Annotated in this window: 14 protein-coding genes; 6 read left to right on the top strand and 8 right to left on the bottom strand. The window is 57.9% G+C overall.

Features of this window, described 5'->3' with window-relative positions:
• Positions 1 to 74: 74 nt before the first annotated feature.
• Both AC19YQ_RS13760 and AC19YQ_RS13755 read right to left on the bottom strand, forming a co-directional pair.
• On the bottom strand, positions 75 to 575 hold the full coding sequence (locus tag AC19YQ_RS13760; protein WP_500595324.1) for a TetR/AcrR family transcriptional regulator: 501 nt from the start codon (positions 573 to 575) through the stop codon (positions 75 to 77).
• Between the two features lie 137 nt (positions 576 to 712).
• On the bottom strand, positions 713 to 880 hold the full coding sequence (locus AC19YQ_RS13755; RefSeq protein WP_019826736.1) for a DUF2897 family protein: 168 nt from the start codon (positions 878 to 880) through the stop codon (positions 713 to 715).
• Between the two features lie 220 nt (positions 881 to 1,100).
• Here AC19YQ_RS13755 and pyrF point away from each other — a divergent pair, with 220 nt between their 5' ends.
• Positions 1,101 to 1,799, top strand: a complete 699-nt coding sequence (gene pyrF, locus AC19YQ_RS13750; protein WP_326399106.1) for an orotidine-5'-phosphate decarboxylase — start codon at positions 1,101 to 1,103, stop codon at positions 1,797 to 1,799.
• A 48-nt stretch (positions 1,800 to 1,847) separates the two neighbouring features.
• On the opposite strand, the gene AC19YQ_RS13745 is transcribed toward pyrF, so the two are convergent.
• Positions 1,848 to 2,852 carry an NADP-dependent oxidoreductase gene (locus tag AC19YQ_RS13745; protein ID WP_326425938.1) on the bottom strand — a complete coding sequence of 335 codons (1,005 nt, stop codon included), beginning with the start codon at positions 2,850 to 2,852 and terminating at the stop codon, positions 1,848 to 1,850.
• Positions 2,853 to 3,047: 195 nt separating this feature from the next.
• Between AC19YQ_RS13745 and AC19YQ_RS13740 the strand changes: the two genes are divergently transcribed.
• Positions 3,048 to 3,809, top strand: coding sequence for an SDR family oxidoreductase (locus tag AC19YQ_RS13740; RefSeq protein WP_339474088.1), 762 nt, complete (start codon positions 3,048 to 3,050; stop codon positions 3,807 to 3,809).
• Between the two features lie 4 nt (positions 3,810 to 3,813).
• On the opposite strand, the gene AC19YQ_RS13735 is transcribed toward AC19YQ_RS13740, so the two are convergent.
• Positions 3,814 to 5,004: a benzoate/H(+) symporter BenE family transporter gene (locus tag AC19YQ_RS13735; RefSeq protein ID WP_339474086.1), complete on the bottom strand. Its 1,191-nt coding sequence runs from the start codon at positions 5,002 to 5,004 to the stop codon at positions 3,814 to 3,816.
• Positions 5,005 to 5,230: 226 nt separating this feature from the next.
• Here AC19YQ_RS13735 and AC19YQ_RS13730 point away from each other — a divergent pair, with 226 nt between their 5' ends.
• The gene (locus tag AC19YQ_RS13730; RefSeq protein ID WP_339474084.1) at positions 5,231 to 5,998 is read left to right on the top strand and encodes a GntR family transcriptional regulator; all 768 of its coding nucleotides are present in this window, start codon (positions 5,231 to 5,233) and stop codon (positions 5,996 to 5,998) included.
• A 249-nt stretch (positions 5,999 to 6,247) separates the two neighbouring features.
• Here AC19YQ_RS13730 and guaD read toward each other — a convergent pair whose 3' ends face one another.
• Genes guaD through xdhA form a run of 4 tightly spaced genes read right to left on the bottom strand, consistent with a single transcriptional unit; the run spans position 6,248 to position 12,230 of the window.
• On the bottom strand, positions 6,248 to 7,546 hold the full coding sequence (guaD, locus tag AC19YQ_RS13725; RefSeq protein ID WP_500595323.1) for a guanine deaminase: 1,299 nt from the start codon (positions 7,544 to 7,546) through the stop codon (positions 6,248 to 6,250).
• Between the two features lie 8 nt (positions 7,547 to 7,554).
• Positions 7,555 to 8,412 carry a xanthine dehydrogenase accessory protein XdhC gene (gene xdhC / locus AC19YQ_RS13720; protein ID WP_500595322.1) on the bottom strand — a complete coding sequence of 286 codons (858 nt, stop codon included), beginning with the start codon at positions 8,410 to 8,412 and terminating at the stop codon, positions 7,555 to 7,557.
• Positions 8,405 to 10,780 carry a xanthine dehydrogenase molybdopterin binding subunit gene (gene xdhB / locus AC19YQ_RS13715; protein WP_500595321.1) on the bottom strand — a complete coding sequence of 792 codons (2,376 nt, stop codon included), beginning with the start codon at positions 10,778 to 10,780 and terminating at the stop codon, positions 8,405 to 8,407. The genes xdhC and xdhB overlap by 8 nt, the downstream gene beginning before the upstream one ends.
• On the bottom strand, positions 10,773 to 12,230 hold the full coding sequence (gene xdhA, locus AC19YQ_RS13710) for a xanthine dehydrogenase small subunit (protein ID WP_339474078.1): 1,458 nt from the start codon (positions 12,228 to 12,230) through the stop codon (positions 10,773 to 10,775). The genes xdhB and xdhA overlap by 8 nt, the downstream gene beginning before the upstream one ends.
• Before the next feature lie 224 nt (positions 12,231 to 12,454).
• Here xdhA and AC19YQ_RS13705 point away from each other — a divergent pair, with 224 nt between their 5' ends.
• The 3 genes from AC19YQ_RS13705 (at position 12,455) to zipA (ending at position 17,742) form a co-directional block, all read left to right on the top strand.
• Positions 12,455 to 13,114: a GntR family transcriptional regulator gene (locus AC19YQ_RS13705; protein ID WP_133077131.1), complete on the top strand. Its 660-nt coding sequence runs from the start codon at positions 12,455 to 12,457 to the stop codon at positions 13,112 to 13,114.
• Positions 13,115 to 13,116: 2 nt separating this feature from the next.
• Positions 13,117 to 16,605 carry a chromosome segregation protein SMC gene (gene smc, locus AC19YQ_RS13700; RefSeq protein WP_500595320.1) on the top strand — a complete coding sequence of 1,163 codons (3,489 nt, stop codon included), beginning with the start codon at positions 13,117 to 13,119 and terminating at the stop codon, positions 16,603 to 16,605.
• 258 nt (positions 16,606 to 16,863) lie between these two features.
• On the top strand, positions 16,864 to 17,742 hold the full coding sequence (zipA, locus tag AC19YQ_RS13695) for a cell division protein ZipA (protein ID WP_500595319.1): 879 nt from the start codon (positions 16,864 to 16,866) through the stop codon (positions 17,740 to 17,742).
• Positions 17,743 to 17,765: the final 23 nt, after the last annotated feature.

The raw sequence follows: 17,765 nt of genomic DNA, 5'->3' as shown, positions 1-17,765 counted from the left end.
AGAACGGCTGCCACTGGCGACCTCGGTTGAAGATTACGAAGCGCTGTTGCCGTGGAACTGCTCGCTGGTGTCGCCTAACTAGGCGCGTTACCCATCTTTAAGTTGGTGGGGTTTATGGAGCGCTTACAAATGACAATGCTTTGGTCCTCGGCATCTGGCCCTTGCAGTGTGGCCTGGATCTGTTTGAGCCTTGCATCGATCACGTAGTCAGTGGTCGAGCTAGCCTGCCCCTGTTGTGCCATTTCTGCTGACATGGTTGGTAACGGGCAACCCTCGTGGGGGGAGGTCAGGTGCCACTCGGACAAATATGCATCAATGAATGCGTGCAGAGGTTGTGGCTGGCTGAACAGTTCGGCACAAATGCCGTCAACCTGGCCAGCAGCGTGCTGCAATGCTTTTTCTACCAAGTCGTTTTTGGATGAGAAATGAGCATAAAAACCGCCGTGGGTGAGGCCCAGGGATTTCATCAGTGGCTGCAGGCCCGTGGCACCAATGCCGTCTCGACGGAACAGGCCTGATGCCTCCTTAACGATGCGCTGATGGGTTTGGGCTTTATGATCTTGTGAGTAGCGCATGACACATGTCTCTTTATGCAATGGACCATCATAGCGTTGAGCTCAAAGGCGATGCATTGGATGTTCATGTAAGGGTGTGTAGCTTTTTGCCTTTGGAACCCGTTCCTTGTGATTCAGCTCCTGACCAAATCAGGTGTTTATCGGTCCTTGGATTCTTTGGCGTCCATTTCTGCGTTGCGTTCGGCTACGCGCTTGCGTTGCTCATCGGTGAGTTCCACTTTGTTGGCAGTGTCACGCAGGGTCATCAGACCACCCACGATGGCACCGATGGCGACAATAAGTATTAACCAGGCATACCACGGCATCGCGTTCTCCTTGGTTCGAACTTCACTGGGCAGGGATTGCGCAGTGCATTACTGTTTATGTCTGTAGGAGTGTACTAGTTCCATTGTAGGCCGCTTATACGGTAGCGCGCGTTATTACCCCGGTAATGACTAAAATCATGAATTTACGATCATCGGGTGCCGGTTGGCGGCTGGTTCCGCTACAATGCGCGCCGATTTCGACCAGCCTGAGAACCCGCTAATGTCCGACTGCCAGACTCCTATTATCGTCGCCCTGGATTTCCCAACGCGTGACGCCGCACTGAAGCTGGCTGATCAGTTGGACCCCAAGTTGTGCCGCGTCAAGGTAGGCAAAGAGCTGTTCACCAGCTGCGCTTCGGAAATTGTCGGCACTCTGCGTGACAAGGGTTTCGAGGTGTTCCTGGATCTCAAGTTTCACGACATCCCCAACACCACGGCAATGGCGGTCAAAGCTGCTGCTGAAATGGGCGTATGGATGGTTAACGTGCACTGTTCTGGCGGTTTGCGCATGATGGCTGCTTGTCGTGAAGTGCTCGACAAGCGTACCGGTCCACAGCCGTTGCTGATTGGGGTCACTGTACTGACCAGCATGGAGCGCGAAGACCTCGCCGGTATAGGCCTGGATATTGAACCTCAAGAGCAGGTGTTGCGACTTGCAGCCCTGGCCGAGAAGGCCGGTATGGATGGCCTGGTATGTTCTGCCCTTGAGGCGCAAGCGTTGAAGGCCGCGCACCCGACTCTGCAGCTGGTGACCCCGGGGATCCGTCCTGCCGGCAGTGCTCAGGATGATCAGCGCCGTATTCTGACCCCGCGCCAGGCACTGGATGCCGGCTCTGATTACCTGGTTATCGGCCGTCCAATCAGCCAGGCGGCAGATCCAGCCAAAGCGCTGGCTGCAGTGGTCGCGGAACTGGCTTAAAGCAGTGTGCGGGAGTTGGCAAGCCAACTCCCGCAGCAACATGTCGCTTCAGAGCTTCAGAACCAGCTTGCCGAAGTTTTCCCCGCTAAACAGTTTCATCAGGCTTTCCGGAAAGCTTTCCAGCCCTTCGACAATATGTTCTTTGCTTGTTAGTTGGCCTTTAGCCAGCCATCCCGCCATTTCCTGTCCGGCAGCTACGTAGCGATCGGCATAGTCCATCACTACAAAGCCTTCCATGCGTGCGCGATTGACCAACAGTGACAAGTAGTTGGACGGGCCTTTCACGGCCTCCTTGTTGTTGTACTGGCTAATTGCACCGCAAATGATGACACGAGCCTTGAAATTCAGGCGGCTAAGCACGGCGTCGAGAATATCGCCGCCGACGTTGTCGAAAAACACATCAACGCCCTTAGGGCATTCTCGTTTAAGCCCCGCGACAACATCCTCATTTTTGTAGTCGATCGCGCCGTCAAAGCCCAATTCCTGGGTCAGCAACGCGCACTTTTCTTTCCCGCCAGCAATGCCCACTACGCGGCAGCCTTTAAGCTTGGCGATTTGACCGGCAATGCTGCCCACTGCGCCTGCTGCGCCAGAAATCACCACGGTGTCGCCCGCCTTGGGGGTGCCTACTTCGAGCAGGGCGAAGTAGGCGGTCATGCCGGTCATGCCCAAGGCGGACAAATACACAGGCAGTGGCGCAAGTGCGGGGTCTACTTTGTAGAACCCTCGCGGCTCACCCACGAAGTAATCCTGAACCCCCAAGGCGCCATTGACGTAATCACCGACGGCAAAGCCGGGGTGGGCGGAGGCGATGACTTTGCCTACACCCAGTGCGCGCATGACTTCACCCAGAGCCACTGGCGGGATATAGGACTTGCCTTCGTTCATCCAGCCGCGCATGGCCGGGTCGAGGGACAGGTACTCGTTCCTGACAAGGATCTGTCCTTCTTTAGGTTGTACGACCGCAACTTCCTGAAAAGTGAATGTATCGCGGGTCGCTGCACCGACTGGACGTTTGGCGAGCAGGAATTGGCGATTTGTCTGGTCAGTCATTGCAATAACCCCTTGGAAAATGATGTCTGTTGATAGACCTTCTTGAGCCTCAGGGCAAGTGAATCCCGGATCACGAATAGGTTTTTATCAGTTGTGGTGATGGTTATATGCAGGCCTGTATCACTCGGATAAATAAGTCGATGACTGCACCAGAACCGTTCACAGTGCAGGCGTACCCCTCAGAGGACAACAACAATGGGCATGACGTTTGCCGGGCAAGTGGCAGTGGTTACGGGCGCTGGAGCAGGTATCGGCCGAGCCGCGGCCCTGGCATTTGCGGGCGAAGGCTTGAAAGTGGTGGTGGCCGATCTGGATGTGGCAGGGGGCGAATGCACGGTCGACCAGATAAAGGCGGCGGGTGGCAGTGCTGTTTTCGTAAGGTGTGATGTCACCGTGGAGGCGCAAGTCAGGCAGTTGATGGAGCAGGTCATCAGCGCCTACGGTCGGCTGGATTATGCCTTCAACAATGCGGGGATCGAGATCGAGCATGGTCGCCTGGCTGATGGCACGCTGGACGAATTCGACGCGATCATGGGAGTGAACGTCAAAGGTGTCTGGTTATGCATGAAATATCAGCTGCCATTGATGCTGGCTCAGGGCGGCGGGGCGATCGTCAACACGGCATCGGTAGCGGGGTTGGGGGCTGCGCCGAAGATGAGCATCTACTCGGCGTCCAAACATGCGGTGATCGGGCTGACGAAATCAGCGGCCATCGAATATGCGAAAAAGCATATTCGGGTGAACGCGGTGTGCCCGGCAGTGATTGATACCGATATGTTCCGGCGCGCCTATGAAGCCGATCCGCGCAAGGCCGAGTTTGCTGCCGCGATTCACCCGGTGGGGCGCATCGGCAAGGTTGAGGAGGTCGCCAGCGCCGTCTTGTACCTGTGCTCGGACGGCGCGGCGTTTACCACCGGCCATGCGTTGGCTGTCGATGGTGGGGCGCTGGCGATCTGATCAGTCAGCGTGATTTAAAGTTCAGGATTATCAGGGTCAGCACACCCGCGACAATTCCCCAAAAGGCCGAGCCGACCGAGAACAGGCTCATGCCCGATGCTGTGACCATGAAGGTCACCAGGGCCGCCTCGCGCTCTCTGGATTCACTCATGGCAATGGTCAAGCCATTGATGATCGAGCCGAACAGGGCCAGTGCAGCAATGGACAGCACCAACTCCTTGGGCAAGGCTGCAAACAGCGCAGCAAGGGTGGCGCCAAAAACGCCGGCAATGCCATAGAAAATCCCGCACCACATGGCCGCGGTGTAGCGCTTTTTAGGGTCTTCGTGGGCATGGGGGCCGGTGCAGATAGCGGCGCTGATCGCAGCCAGGTTGATCCCGTGGGAGCCAAAAGGGGCAAGCAGCAGTGAAGCCACGCCGGTGGTGGTGATCAGCGGCGAAGCGGGCACGCTGTAACCGTCGGCCCGCAGCACGGCGATGCCCGGCATGTTTTGCGACGTCATGGCGACGACAAACAGGGGAATACCGATGCTGATGGTTGCGGCCAGCGAGAATGAAGGTGTGGTCCATACCGGTACCGCCACTTCGAGGGCGAAACCGCTGAAGTCCAGTAGCCCGAGCAAACCCGAGATCAGAGTGCCAATCACCAGGGCCGCCAGTACCGCATAGCGGGGCGACAGGCGTTTGACGATCAGGTAAGTGAAAAACATGCCAATGACCAGGCCGGTACGGTGCTGGGCAGCGACGAATATTTCGCTGCCGATCTTGAACAGGATTCCTGCCAGCAAGGCCGCAGCCAGAGACGAGGGAATACGTTTGACCAGACGTTCAAAGCTGCCGGTCATGCCGCAGATGATCACCAGCACCGCACAAGTGATGTAGGCGCCGATGGCTTCGTGGTAGCTGACACCGCCCAGGCTGGTGATCAGCAGCGCAGCCCCCGGCGTTGACCAGGCGATGGTAATCGGTGTGCGGTAGCGTAAAGACAAGCCTATGCTGCAAATGGCCATGCCGATCGACAGCGCCCAAATCCATGACGAGATCTGCCCGCTGGTGAGTCCCGCTGCCTGACCTGCTTGAAACATGAGGACCAGGGAACTGGTGTAGCCAGTCATCATGGCGATAAACCCTGCGACTACAGCCGAGGGAGAGGTGTCTGCCAGAGGGTGCAAGCGTGGCTGAGTGGCGTCCGTCATGGAGCGGCATTCCTTGTTCTTGATAAGAGTTAGAGCAAGGCGCAAGCCTAAACGCAAATGTCACATTTCATTGCGATACAGACGGGATCGTATATGACCGTACAGTCGTACTGGCACTCTGGCTTGTGTACAATGAGTCTTGCTTTTTGCATTAATTACCAGTCAGCGACGCCCGTTTACGTATTAGCGTAACTTCATCCGCCGCCGCTTCCCCACACGAGTAACCATGAACGAACAGTTGCAGCCTCTCAAGAAACAATCCCGCGCTGGCAAGGCCGGCCGCAGTGGAACCCAGGACGATATCGTCTATGCGCATATTTTTGAGGCGATCCTCGAACAGCGTCTGGCGCCTGGCACAAAGTTGAGTGAAGAGGCATTGGGCGAAATCTTCGGGGTGAGCCGCACCATTATTCGTCGTGCATTGTCGCGCCTGGCCCATGAAGGGGTGGTGCTGCTGCGTCCCAATCGTGGTGCGGTGGTAGCGAGCCCGAGCGTAGAAGAAGCGCGGCAGGTGTTTCTGGCGCGTCGACTGGTTGAAAAGGCCATTACTGAATTGGCGGTGGTCCACGCTACTGCCGATGACTTGTCGCAACTGCGCAAAATGGTGCAGGACGAGCGCGACAGCTTTTCGCGAGGCGATCGTGGCGCGGGTATCCGGCTGTCAGGCGAGTTCCACTTGAAGTTGGCAGAAGCGGCTAAAAATGCGCCGCTGATCAGCTTTCAGCGCAGCCTCGTATCGCAAACCTCGTTGATCATTGCTCAGTACGAGAGTGGCAACCGCTCACATTGCTCCTACGACGAACACATGCAGTTGATCGATGCCATTGAAGCCCGTGATGCTTCCCAGGCCGTGCACCTGATGATGCACCACATGGATCACATCGACAGCAAGCTCAACCTTGACGAAGAAAGCGCCTCGGATGACCTGCACGCGGTGTTTTCGCACTTGCTGCAAACCAAGAGCAAAGGCCCCCGGCCTGCTGCCAAGCTCTAAGAGTCGTTGCAATCGTGTAGCTACTTGTCTGTAAGGCGAGTCAAATCCCGTAGCAGCTGCCGAGGAACGACGGCTGCGTTCGGCGGCGCAGCCGTCGTAAAATCTGAGACTGCGGTGTATCAGTTAAACCAGGTTTTCAGGGTTTACGACGACTACGTCGCCGAACGCAGCCTCGTTCCTTCGGCAGCTGCTACAAGGCTTTAACTCTCTATGGCCTGTAACAGTGTGCAGGCCAAGGTAGCCATTCATTCAGCGCTGATGCACCAGATTGCCCGCTGCATAGGTCTGTTGCACCGTGCGGTCGTCGCCCAGGGTCATCAATACAAACAACGTTTCAGCGATGTTTTTTGATTGCTTCAGGCGATAGCTCATCAGCGGCGTTGCGTTGTAGTCCAGTACCACGAAGTCGGCATCGCTACCCGGTTGCAGGTTGCCGATCCGGTCTTCCAGGCGCAGTGCCCGCGCGCCGCCCAGAGTGGCCAGATACAACGATTTGAACGGATCCAGACGAGCGCCTTGCAACTGCATGACCTTGTAGGCTTCGTTCAATGTGTTGAGCAACGAGAAGCTGGTACCTGCGCCAACATCCGTTCCCAGGCCCACATTGAGTTTGTGCTTCTCGGCCATCGGCAGGTTGAACAGGCCGCTGCCCAGAAACAGATTGGAAGTCGGGCAGAAAGCCACCGCAGAGCCTGTTTCGGCCAGGCGTGCACATTCCTCATCACACAGATGCACGCCGTGGGCAAACACCGAACGCTCACCCAGCAGTTGGTAGTGGTCATACACATCCAGATAGCCTTTGCGCTCAGGGAACAGCGACTTGACCCACTCGATTTCCTGAAGGTTCTCGCTGATATGGGTATGCAGGTACACATCCGGATATTCACCCAGCAACTTGCCCGCCAGGGTTAATTGCTCCGGGGTGCTGGTCGGTGCAAAGCGCGGGGTAACGGCGTAATGCAGGCGGCCTTTCCCGTGCCAGCGTTCGATCAGCGCCTTGCTTTCGATGTAACTGGTTTCGGCTGTGTCGGTCAGGTATTCGGGGGCGTTGCGGTCCATCATCACTTTGCCGGCGATCAGGCGCAGGTCCAGTCGCTGTGCCGCTTCAAACAAGGCATCGACCGATTGCGGATGCACACTCCCAAACACCAGCGCCGTAGTGGTGCCATTGCGCAGCAGTTCCTTGAGGAAAATATCGGCAACTTCGTCAGCATGTGCCTTGTCGGCGAACTGGTTTTCGCACGGGAAGGTGTAGGTGTTGAGCCAGTCGAGCAATTGCTCGCCGTAGGCACCAATCATCCCGGTCTGCGGAAAGTGGATGTGCGTATCGATAAAGCCCGGTGTGATCAGGGCATCCTTGTACTCGGTGACGTCTATGTCGCCAGCCAGTGTTGCGAGCAGTTCGCTGGCAGGCCCGACCGCTTTGATCTGCCCGTTTTCCACCACCAGCAGACCGTCTTCGAAGTATTCATAGGAGGCCTCGATCCCGACGTCGGCGGGATCGGCAATGCTGTGCAAAATGGCGGCGCGGTAGGCTTTACAGGTCATGATAATTCTCAGTGTGTGGCATGGCTGCGTCGTGAAGACGGCAGCAATTGTTTAATGGATTCGGATGGCGCGCTGTCGGCACAGGCGGTGTGCTGGCCGAAGTGGGTGTTGTAGGTGGCGATGATTTCGCCTGCGATGGAAATTGCGATTTCGACAGGCAGTTTGCCTTTGACTTCGCTCAATCCCATCGGGCAGCGCATGCGCTGCACATGTGATGCGCTGATACCCCGGTCACGCAGGCGGTGTTCGAACTTCACGCGTTTGGTTTTAGAGCCAATCAAGCCGAAGTAGGTAAAGTCGTTGCGTTTGAGCAGGGCGGCGCTGAGTTCCAGATCCAGGGCGTGATTATGCGTCATGACGATGCAGTAGCAACCCGCTGGCAGTGCTTGAATCTCGTCGACGGGCTCGTCGGTGACGATTTTTTCTACGCCTTGGGGGATGAGCGCCGGGAACTCCTGCTCCCGCGAGTCAATCCAGCGCACCCGGCAGGGCAGGCTGGCGAGCAGGGGCACCAGTGCCCGGGCCACATGACCTGCGCCAAATACGGCGATGTGTGCCTGGACCTGGCCCATGGGTTCGAACAGCAATACGGTCACTCCTCCGCAACACTGGCCCAGGCTGGCGCCCAGGCTGAAGCGTTGCAGATGGGTGTCTTGCTTGCCGCTGCCCAGCATCTGGCGGGCAATCTCCATCGCCTTGTATTCCAGATGACCGCCGCCAATGGTGTCGAATGTCTGGTGCGCGCAGATCACCATTTTTGAACCGGCATTGCGAGGTGTCGAGCCTTGCTCCTCAATGATGGTGACCAGCACGCAGGGCTCTCCCTGCTGCTGCAACTCGGCCAGGGCGCTGATCCAGTTATTCATGCTGATCTCCCGACAAAACCTTGCGCATTTGCTCACAGCCCCACAGGACCCGTTCCGGGGTGGCCGGGGCGTTAATGGCAGGTTGTACGCGATAGTCGGCCAAGCTCGCCACGGCGTCCTTGATTGCACACCAGGCCGCGATACCGAGCATGAACGGCGGCTCGCCGACTGCTTTGGAGTGGAATACGGTGTCTTCCGGGTTTTTTCGGTTTTCTACCAGCGTGACGCGCAGGTCCAGTGGCATATCCGCCACGGCAGGTATCTTGTAGCTGGCCGGGCCATTGGTCATCAATTTGCCTTTGGCGTTCCACACCAGTTCCTCCATGGTCAGCCACCCGGCGCCCTGAATATAGCCGCCTTCCACCTGGCCGATGTCGATGGCCGGGTTCAGCGAAGCGCCAACGTCGTGCAGGATATCCGTGCGCAACATTTTGTATTCGCCGGTGAGGGTGTCAACGATCACTTCGGCGCAGGCGGCACCAAAGGCAAAGTAGTAAAACGGCCGTCCCCGTGCCTGAGTGCGGTCATAGAAGATCTTTGGCGTTTTGTAGAAGCCTGTACTCGACAGCGACACCTGGCCGAAATAGGCCTGCTGGATCAGGGTTTCAAAGCTGATGACCTGTTCGCCAACGCGCACCTGGCCATTGTGGAAAATCACCTCCTGTTGCTCGACCTGATACTTGCCGGCGGCAAACTCCACCAGCCTTAGCTTGATGGTCTCGGCTGCATTTTGCGCGGCCTTGCCATTGAGGTCAGCCCCGCTTGAAGCCGCTGTAGGCGAGGTATTCGGGACCTTGTCCGTGTTGGTGGCAGTGATCTGCACCCGGCTGATTTCCACCTGGAACACTTCGGCCACCACTTGCGCGACCTTGGTGTTCAACCCCTGGCCCATCTCGGTGCCGCCGTGGTTGAGATGGATGCTGCCATCGGTGTAGATGTGAACCAGTGCTCCTGCCTGATTGAGAAAGCTGGCGGTAAAGGATATTCCGAACTTGACCGGAGTCAGTGCCAAACCTTTCTTAAGGATGGGGCTATTGGCGTTGAACGCCTTGATTAACTCCCGGCGTTCGGCGTAGTGGCTGCTGGCTTCCAGGTCGGCGGTCATTTCTTCCAGCAGGTTGTGCTCCACGGTCTGGTAGTAGTGAGTCACATTGCGTTTGGTTTTGCCGTAGTAGTTGGCCTTGCGCACGGCCAGGGGATCCAGACCCAAATGGCGGGCAATGTGGTCCATGACTTCTTCGATTGCGACCATGCCTTGCGGGCCGCCAAACCCGCGGTAGGCAGTGTTTGACGCGGTATTGGTCTTGCAGCGATAGCCATTGATCGTCGCATCGCCCAGGTAGTACGCGTTATCGGCGTGGAACATGGCGCGGTCGACGATGGAGTTGGACAGGTCCGGTGAGCAGCCGCAGTTGCCCGCCAGATCCAGCTTGATGCCCTGCAGCCGGCCACGGGCGTCAAAGCCGACGTCGTACTCGATATAAAACGGGTGGCGCTTGCCGGTCATCAGCATGTCTTCGACCCGTGGCAGGCGCATTTTGGTGGGCTGCCCGGTCAGGCGTGCCACCACTGCACACATGCACGCAGGGCCTGCAGCCTGCGTCTCCTTGCCGCCAAAGCCGCCGCCCATGCGCCGCATGTCGACGACGATTTTGTTCATCGAAACATCCAGTACTTCAGCCACCAGCTTTTGCACTTCGGTAGGGTTTTGCGTGGAGCAGTACACGATCATCCCGCCGTCTTCGGTGGGCATTACCGATGAGATCTGTGTTTCGAGATAGAAGTGTTCCTGTCCACCGATATGCAAACTGCCCTGCAGGCGATTGTCGGCCCCCGCCAGCGCGCCGCTTGAGTCGCCCCGTTCATGGGTGTGGGTGTCGAGCACAAAGTGCTTGTTGCGTAGCGCCTGGACTACATCCAGCACTGGCTCCAGGTCTTCGTATTCGATAATGGCGGCCATTGCCGCCATGCGCGCGGTGTCCAGGTCATGGGCGGCTACCGCCAGGACTGCCTGGCCTACATATTCCACCTTGTCGATGGCCAGCAACGGGTCGCCGGGCAGCAGCGGGCCGATGTCCTTGAGGCCGGGAATGTCCTCGTGGGTAATGACCAGACGCACACCTTCAAAGGCGTAGCAGGGCGTAGTGTCGACGCGGACGATTCTGGCGTGAGCCCGGTCTGACAGGCGTGCGTAGAGATGCAGCTGGTTGGGGAATTCGAGCCGGTCATCGATGTACTGCGCCTCACCCGAGACGTGCTTTTCGGCGCTGTCATGCTTGACGCTGCGACCTACACCCGTTTTCAGGTCCTGTTGGAACAGGGCCGTCAATTCGGCCTGGGTTGGCTCGATCTTGTGATGGTTAGACATAAGCTGTTACCCGCGTCTCAAGCTGTGGTGCCTGCAGTTCGATGAAGTACTTGCGCAGCAGGTTCTGGGCACTCAACAGGCGGTATTCCTTGCTGGCGCGAAAATCTGACAACGGGGTGAAATCTGTTGCCAATGCCGTGCAGGCGCGTTCAATGGTGATCGAGTTCCAGTCTGCGCCGAGCAGTGCAGCTTCGCAGGCGTTGGCGCGTTTGGAGATGGCGGCCATGCCTCCGAATGCCACGCGAGCCCCGCTCACCACGCCGTTGTCGATACGCAGGTTGAATGCCGCGCATACGGCGCTGATGTCATCGTCCAGACGCTTGGAGATCTTGTAGGCACGAAATGAATGGCTGGCGTCAGCACGGGGAATAATGATTTTTTCGATAAATTCCCCTTCCTGGCGCGCGGTTACCCGGTAGTCGATGAAGTAGTCCTCGATCGCCAGGGTGCGTCGGCTTTGGCCCTTGCGCAGTACCAGCTGCGCGCCCAGAGCGATCAGCAGCGGCGGTGAGTCACCAATCGGCGAGGCATTGCCGATATTGCCTCCCAGGGTTCCCTGGTTGCGGATTTGCAGCGAGGCGAAGCGCTGCAGCAGTTCGCCGAAGTCCGGGTACTCGGCCTTGAGCGTGCCGTAAGCGTCTGTCAGCGAAACGGCCGCGCCTATTTCAAGGCGATCATCGAAGCGCTCGATGAGCTTCATTTCGGCCACGTTGCCGACGTAAATCATGACCGGCAGCGGACGATGGAACTGCGTGACTTCCAGGGCCAGATCGGTGCCTCCGGCCAGCAGGCGTGCCTGGGGTTGGGACTCATACAGCTCGGCCAGATCACTGATGGTCAAGGGCAGCAGGCAGCGTTTGTCACCGCTGTTCAGTTCCCCGGTCTGTGTAGGGGAAATGGACTTGAGAAGGGTGATGGTTTCGTCTTGATACGCATCAAACTGGTCATGCTGTTGTGCGCCGCAGGCTTGTTCGGCGGCGGCCAGGATCGGCCTGTAACCGGTGCAGCGGCACAGGTTGCCCGCCAGTGCTTCGTGGGCCTGATGGCTATCAGGCTGGCCCGAGCTGTTTTTTTGCAGGGCGAACAGGGACATCACAAAACCCGGCGTGCAGAAACCGCACTGTGAACCGTGGCAGTCGACCATTGCCCGCTGCACGCTGTGCAGTTGGCCTTTGTGCTTCAAGTCTTCGACGCTGATCAGTTGCTTGCCGTGCAACGCCGACACAAAAGTCAGGCACGAGTTGAGACTGCGATAGCGCACACGCTCAAGGCCCTGGTCATTTGTGTGCAGTTCGCCTACTACCACTGTGCAGGCGCCACAGTCGCCGCTCGCGCAACCTTCCTTGGTGCCGGATTTGTGCAGGTGTTCACGCAAATAATTGAGCACGGTTAAATTCGGGTCCAGCGTGTGCTCGGTGCGCAGCGTCTGGTTAAGTAGGAACTGGATCACGGAAGGCCTCGCATAATCATTATTGTTGTAACGCGGGATGTACTGAATTTAGCTAAAGCTGACCTGCGGGTCAAGAAATAGAGATCGGTCATCCCTGTGATTTGAATCCACGGGATTTATTTGCTTATTTCGTGCCATATTCGGCCCCTGATGCTCTGCGCGAGCACGCACCAAGTGCGTTACACTGCGCCGCCTGCACTGATCAAAGATTTTGAAGGTAAAACATGACGTTCAAGGCGCCGGACAGCCTCGCCGAGCAAATCGCTCACCACCTCGCCGAACGCATCATTCGCGGCGAGCTAAAGCCTGGGGAACGCATTCAAGAACAGAAAGTGACGCTGGCGCTCAATGTCAGCCGCGGCTCTGTGCGCGAAGCGTTGTTGATCCTTGAGCGCCGACATCTCATCGCCATCCTTCCGAGACGTGGCGCCCATGTGACCGAGCTCACCGCACACAATGTACAGAGCCTGTGCACCTTGATGAGCGAGATGTACATCCTGCTCGGCAATGCCGTTGCCCAGCGCTGGGCCGTGCAGGCCGATCTGGGTCCGTTTCTGCAAATCCAGCAACGCCTGATTGCCAGCTACGAGCGCCAGGACATCAGCAGCTTCGTTGAAGACAGCTTCAATGTGATGCGTGCGGCGTACCCGTTTGCCGACAATCCCTACTTGCAGGAAACCGTCGAGAACCTGCACCCGGCCATGAGCCGCGCCTATTACCTGGCGCTGGATCAACGCAAGGCTGAGATGAGTGAGTATCTGGCGTTGTTTGCGCAGTTGCTCGAAGCCGTACTGGCTCGCGACCTTGTGCAAATTCGCGTGGTGCTGAGCAACTATGCCCAGCGCAGTTGTGCCCTGGTGCTGTCTGCCTTGACGGATGCCTGAGCGTGCGCCTGACGTGTATCAAGCTGGCGGGCTTCAAGTCTTTCGTTGATCCGACAACGGTGACCTTTCCCAGCAACATGGCTGCGGTTGTAGGTCCCAACGGCTGCGGAAAGTCGAACATCATCGATGCCGTACGCTGGGTCATGGGCGAAAGTTCGGCCAAAAACCTGCGTGGCGAGTCGATGACGGATGTCATCTTCAACGGTTCCACCACCCGCAAACCGGTGAGTCAGGCCAGCATCGAGCTGGTTTTTGACAACTCCGACGGCACGCTGCTGGGTGAGTATGCGGCCTACGCCGAAATTTCCATTCGGCGCAAAGTCACCCGTGACAGCCAGACGACCTATTACCTCAACGGCACCAAGTGCCGTCGTCGTGACATCACCGACATCTTCCTCGGAACGGGCCTGGGGCCGCGCAGCTACTCGATTATCGAGCAGGGCATGATCTCCAAGCTGATCGAGTCCAAGCCTGAAGACCTGCGCAACTTCATCGAGGAAGCGGCCGGCATCTCCAAGTACAAGGAGCGTCGCCGCGAGACCGAAAACCGTATTCGCCGCACCCACGAAAACCTCGCCCGTCTGACCGACCTGCGGGACGAGTTGGGTCGTCAGCTTGAGCGCCTGCATCGTCAGGCCCAGGCGGCTGAAAAGTATCAGGAGTACAAAGCCGAGGAGCGTCAGCTCAAGGCACAGCTGTCGGCCTTGCGTTGGCAGGCGCTGAACGAGCAGGTGGGGCAGCGCGAAGCGATCATCGGCAATCAGGAAGTCAGCTTTGAAGCCCTGGTGGCCGAGCAACGCAATGCGGATGCCAGCATCGAACGCCTGCGTGACGGGCACCACGATCTGTCAGAGCGCTTCAATCTGGTGCAAGGGCGCTTCTATTCGGTAGGGGGGGACATCGCCCGTGTCGAGCAAAGCATTCAGCATGGTCAGCAGCGTTTGCGCCAATTGCAGGATGACCTGCGCGAAGCCGAGCGCTCGCGCCTGGAAACCGAATCCCATTTGGGTCATGACCGCACGATGCTTGCGACCCTGGGTGAAGAGCTGCACATGCTGGAGCCCGAGCAAGAGCTGACCAGCGCTGCCGCCGAAGAAGCCGCTGCTGCGCTGGAGGTGTCCGAGCACACCATGCACGGTTGGCAGGAGCAGTGGGACAGCTTCAATCAGCGCTCAGCCGAGCCCCAGCGCCAGTCCGAAGTCCTGCAAGCTCGCATCCAGCAGCTGGAAACCAGCATGGAGCGTGTGGCCGAGCGTCAGCGCCGGTTGGCTGAAGAGCGCGCCTTGCTGGCGGCAGACCCTGAAGATGCGGCGATCCTTGAGTTAAGTGAGCAACTGGCCATCAGCGAGTTGTCCCAGGAAACATTACACGCCAGCGAAGAACAACTGGTCGAGCGTCTGGAGCAAGTGCGCCACGACTTGCACCAGGCGACACAGAGTCAACAGCAGGCTCAGGGCGAGCTGCAGCGACTCAACGGTCGCCTGGCTTCCCTTGAAGCCCTGCAACAGGCAGCGCTCGACCCGGGCACTGGCGCTGGTGAATGGCTGCGTCAGCAACAACTGGCTGAACAGCCTCGACTGGCCGAGGGCTTGCGGGTTGAAGCAGGGTGGGAGCTGGCGGTCGAAACCGTGCTGGGTGCCGATTTGCAGGCCGTGTTGGTCGACGACTTCGCACGGCTGGATCTGGCCGGTTTTGCCCAAGGTGATTTGCGCTTGTTCAGTGGCGGGGCCCAGGCCTCTCATTTGGCGGGCAGTTTGCTGGAAAAGGTCGAGGCTGATTTTGATCTGGCGCCCTGGTTGGGTCAGGTAAAACCGGTAGAGACCCTTGAGCAGGCCCTGGCATTGCGTGCGCAATTGGTTGACGGCCAAAGCCTGATCAGCCGTGACGGCTATTGGGTTGGACGCAACTTTTTGCGGGTGCGACGTGCCAGTGAGGCCGAAAGTGGCGTCTTGGCGCGTGGGCAGGAAATCCAGCGTCTGGGGCTTGAGCGCGAAGAGCGCGAAGCGACGCTTGCGACTCTGGAAGAACAGCTCCAGCGTCTGAGAGAGCAGCAGCTCACTCAGGAAGACGCGCGCGAGCAGGTTCGTCGTCGCATGCAGGACGAGGCGCGTCAGCAGGGCGAGATCAAGGCCAGGCTGTCCGCCAGCAAAGCCAAGGTCGAACAATTGACCCTGCGCCGTCGTCGTCTGGATGAAGAGCTGGCCGAGCTGGGTGAGCAGCGCGCACTTGAGCATGAGCAGGTGGGCGAGGCGCGCCTGCTCTTGCAGGATGCACTGGATGCGATGGCCACCGACACTGAGCAGCGCGAGCTGCTGCTGGCCCAGCGCGACAGCCTGCGCGAGCGTCTTGATCGGGTGCGGCAGGATGCCCGGCAGCACAAGGATCACGCGCACCAGTTGGCGGTTCGTCTGGGCTCGCTGAAAGCGCAGCACGATTCGACTCGCCAGGCTCTTGAGCGACTGGAGCTGCAGGCCGAGCGCCTGGCTGAAAAGCGCGAGCAGCTCAGCCTCAATCTGGAGGAGGGCGAAGCGCCGCTTGAAGAGTTGCGTCTGAAACTCGAAGAATTGCTCGACAAGCGCTTGAGCGTGGATGAAGAACTCAAGATTGCCCAGACCGCACTTGAAGATGCAGACCGCGAATTGCGGGATGCTGAAAAGCGCCGAAATCAGGCTGAGCAACAATCGCAGCTGATTCGTGGCCAGCTGGAGCAGCAGCGCATGGAGTGGCAAGCCCTGAGCGTGCGGCGTACGGCGTTGCAGGATCAGTTACTGGCAGACGGCTATGATTTGCATGGGGTGCTTGCCACCCTGAACAGCGAGGTCAATGAGCAGCAGGCCGAAGAAGAGTTGGAGCGCATTGCGGCGCGAATCCAGCGTTTGGGCGCGATCAACCTGGCGGCCATCGATGAGTACCAGCAGCAATCGGAGCGCAAGCGCTATCTGGATGCCCAGGATGCCGATCTGGTCGAGGCGCTCGATACGTTGGAAAACGTAATCCGCAAAATCGACAAAGAGACCCGGAGCCGCTTTAAAGACACCTTTGATCAGATAAATGGTGGATTACAGGCGCTTTTCCCAAAAGTTTTCGGTGGTGGCAGCGCTTATTTGGAACTGACGGGCGAAGATTTACTCGATACAGGGGTGACCATCATGGCGCGCCCGCCGGGCAAGAAGAACAGCACCATTCATTTGCTGTCCGGTGGCGAGAAGGCCCTGACGGCATTGGCGTTGGTGTTTGCCATTTTCAAGCTCAATCCGGCGCCGTTTTGCATGCTCGACGAGGTCGATGCACCGCTTGATGACGCTAACGTAGGCCGCTATGCACGCTTGGTTAAAGAGATGTCGCAGACAGTGCAATTCATCTACATCACTCACAACAAAATCGCCATGGAGATGGCGGATCAGCTGATGGGTGTGACGATGCATGAGCCTGGTTGCTCACGTCTTGTAGCGGTAGATGTCGAGGAGGCGATGGCAATGGTCGACGCTTGAGCTATAAGCATGTAGGACGATTTTTTTCTTCTTGTAAGAGAAATATCAACTATTTGACCGATATGACTTACAAGTCGGGGGCTATATGGGCCTAGCTCAGTACGACAGACGGTGTAAAGTTATCTTTGGTCGTGTTAATTTAACGTCTAATTATTTTGTACGTGGGTAAAACGCCAGTCAGAACATAGAGTTGGCGCCACGTTTTAAAGGGCTTTAGGCTCTTCTTCATAGAATCATTTTTTAGGGGCACGGGATTACATGGAAATCGGTCTGCGCGAGTGGCTGATAGTCATCGGCATAGTGGTTATCGCCGGTATTCTTTTTGATGGCTGGCGCCGTATGCGTGGCGGCAAGGGAAAGCTCAAATTTCGTCTTGACCGCAGCTTTTCCAACGCCCCTGACGACGAAAGCAGCCCCGAGCTCCTGGGCCCTTCACGGGTTCTGGATACCCCCAATCATAAAGAGCCGATGCTTGACGAGCACGACCTGCCATCCGTAAGCATGCCGGCGCGAGATAAAGGCACCAAGCGTGGCAAGCGTGGCGGTGAGCCGAGTCAGGGTGACCTGAACCTCAATCTTGACCTGGATGACGGCCCGAGCATCAGCGCCCGCGATGATGACTTTGCGCAAGAAACCAAGCCCCGTGGTCGTTCGGCTCCAAGCGTGTCGGCTGTTGAAGTCAAAGAGCAGCAACCGCAGCAGGCGGCTGAAGAAGTCCTGGTGATCAGCGTGATCAGCCGTGACCCTGCCGGGTTCAAAGGTCCTGCACTGTTGCAGAACATTCTTGAAAGCGGTTTGCGGTTTGGCGAAATGGATATCTTCCACCGTCACGAAAGCATGGCCGGCAATGGCGAAGTCCTGTTCTCCATGGCCAACGCAGTAAAGCCGGGCGTATTCGATCTGGATGATATTGACCTGTTCAGCACGCCTGCGGTGAGTTTCTTCCTTGGCTTGCCGGGTCCGCGTCATCCCAAGCAGGCTTTCGACGTGATGGTTGCGGCAGCACGCAAGCTGTCCCAGGAGCTCAATGGCGAGCTCAAAGACGATCAGCGCAGTGTGTTGACGGCTCAAACCATTGAGCACTACCGCCAGCGCATCGTTGAATTCGAGCGTCGCGCCTTGACTCAAAAACGCTGAACATGTGGGGGCGGCTTGGCTGC

The sequence above is a fragment of the Pseudomonas sp. MF06569 genome, assembly GCF_059862735.1.
The sequence above is the reverse complement of the archived record's forward strand: the minus strand, read 5'-3'. Positions and strand labels throughout refer to the sequence as shown.

Excerpts from the sequence above, each read along its gene's own strand:
- AC19YQ_RS13760 (WP_500595324.1), bottom strand. The coding sequence starts at position 575 with ATGCGCTACTCACAAGATCATAAAGCCCAAACCCATCAGCGCATCGTT.
- AC19YQ_RS13705 (WP_133077131.1), top strand. The coding sequence starts at position 12,455 with ATGACGTTCAAGGCGCCGGACAGCCTCGCCGAGCAAATCGCTCACCAC.
- AC19YQ_RS13735 (WP_339474086.1), bottom strand. The coding sequence starts at position 5,004 with ATGACGGACGCCACTCAGCCACGCTTGCACCCTCTGGCAGACACCTCT.
- AC19YQ_RS13755 (WP_019826736.1), bottom strand. The coding sequence starts at position 880 with ATGCCGTGGTATGCCTGGTTAATACTTATTGTCGCCATCGGTGCCATC.
- AC19YQ_RS13745 (WP_326425938.1), bottom strand. The coding sequence starts at position 2,852 with ATGACTGACCAGACAAATCGCCAATTCCTGCTCGCCAAACGTCCAGTC.
- AC19YQ_RS13740 (WP_339474088.1), top strand. The coding sequence starts at position 3,048 with ATGGGCATGACGTTTGCCGGGCAAGTGGCAGTGGTTACGGGCGCTGGA.
- guaD (WP_500595323.1), bottom strand. The coding sequence starts at position 7,546 with ATGACCTGTAAAGCCTACCGCGCCGCCATTTTGCACAGCATTGCCGAT.
- AC19YQ_RS13730 (WP_339474084.1), top strand. The coding sequence starts at position 5,231 with ATGAACGAACAGTTGCAGCCTCTCAAGAAACAATCCCGCGCTGGCAAG.
- zipA (WP_500595319.1), top strand. The coding sequence starts at position 16,864 with ATGGAAATCGGTCTGCGCGAGTGGCTGATAGTCATCGGCATAGTGGTT.
- xdhC (WP_500595322.1), bottom strand. The coding sequence starts at position 8,412 with ATGAATAACTGGATCAGCGCCCTGGCCGAGTTGCAGCAGCAGGGAGAG.
- xdhB (WP_500595321.1), bottom strand. The coding sequence starts at position 10,780 with ATGTCTAACCATCACAAGATCGAGCCAACCCAGGCCGAATTGACGGCC.
- pyrF (WP_326399106.1), top strand. The coding sequence starts at position 1,101 with ATGTCCGACTGCCAGACTCCTATTATCGTCGCCCTGGATTTCCCAACG.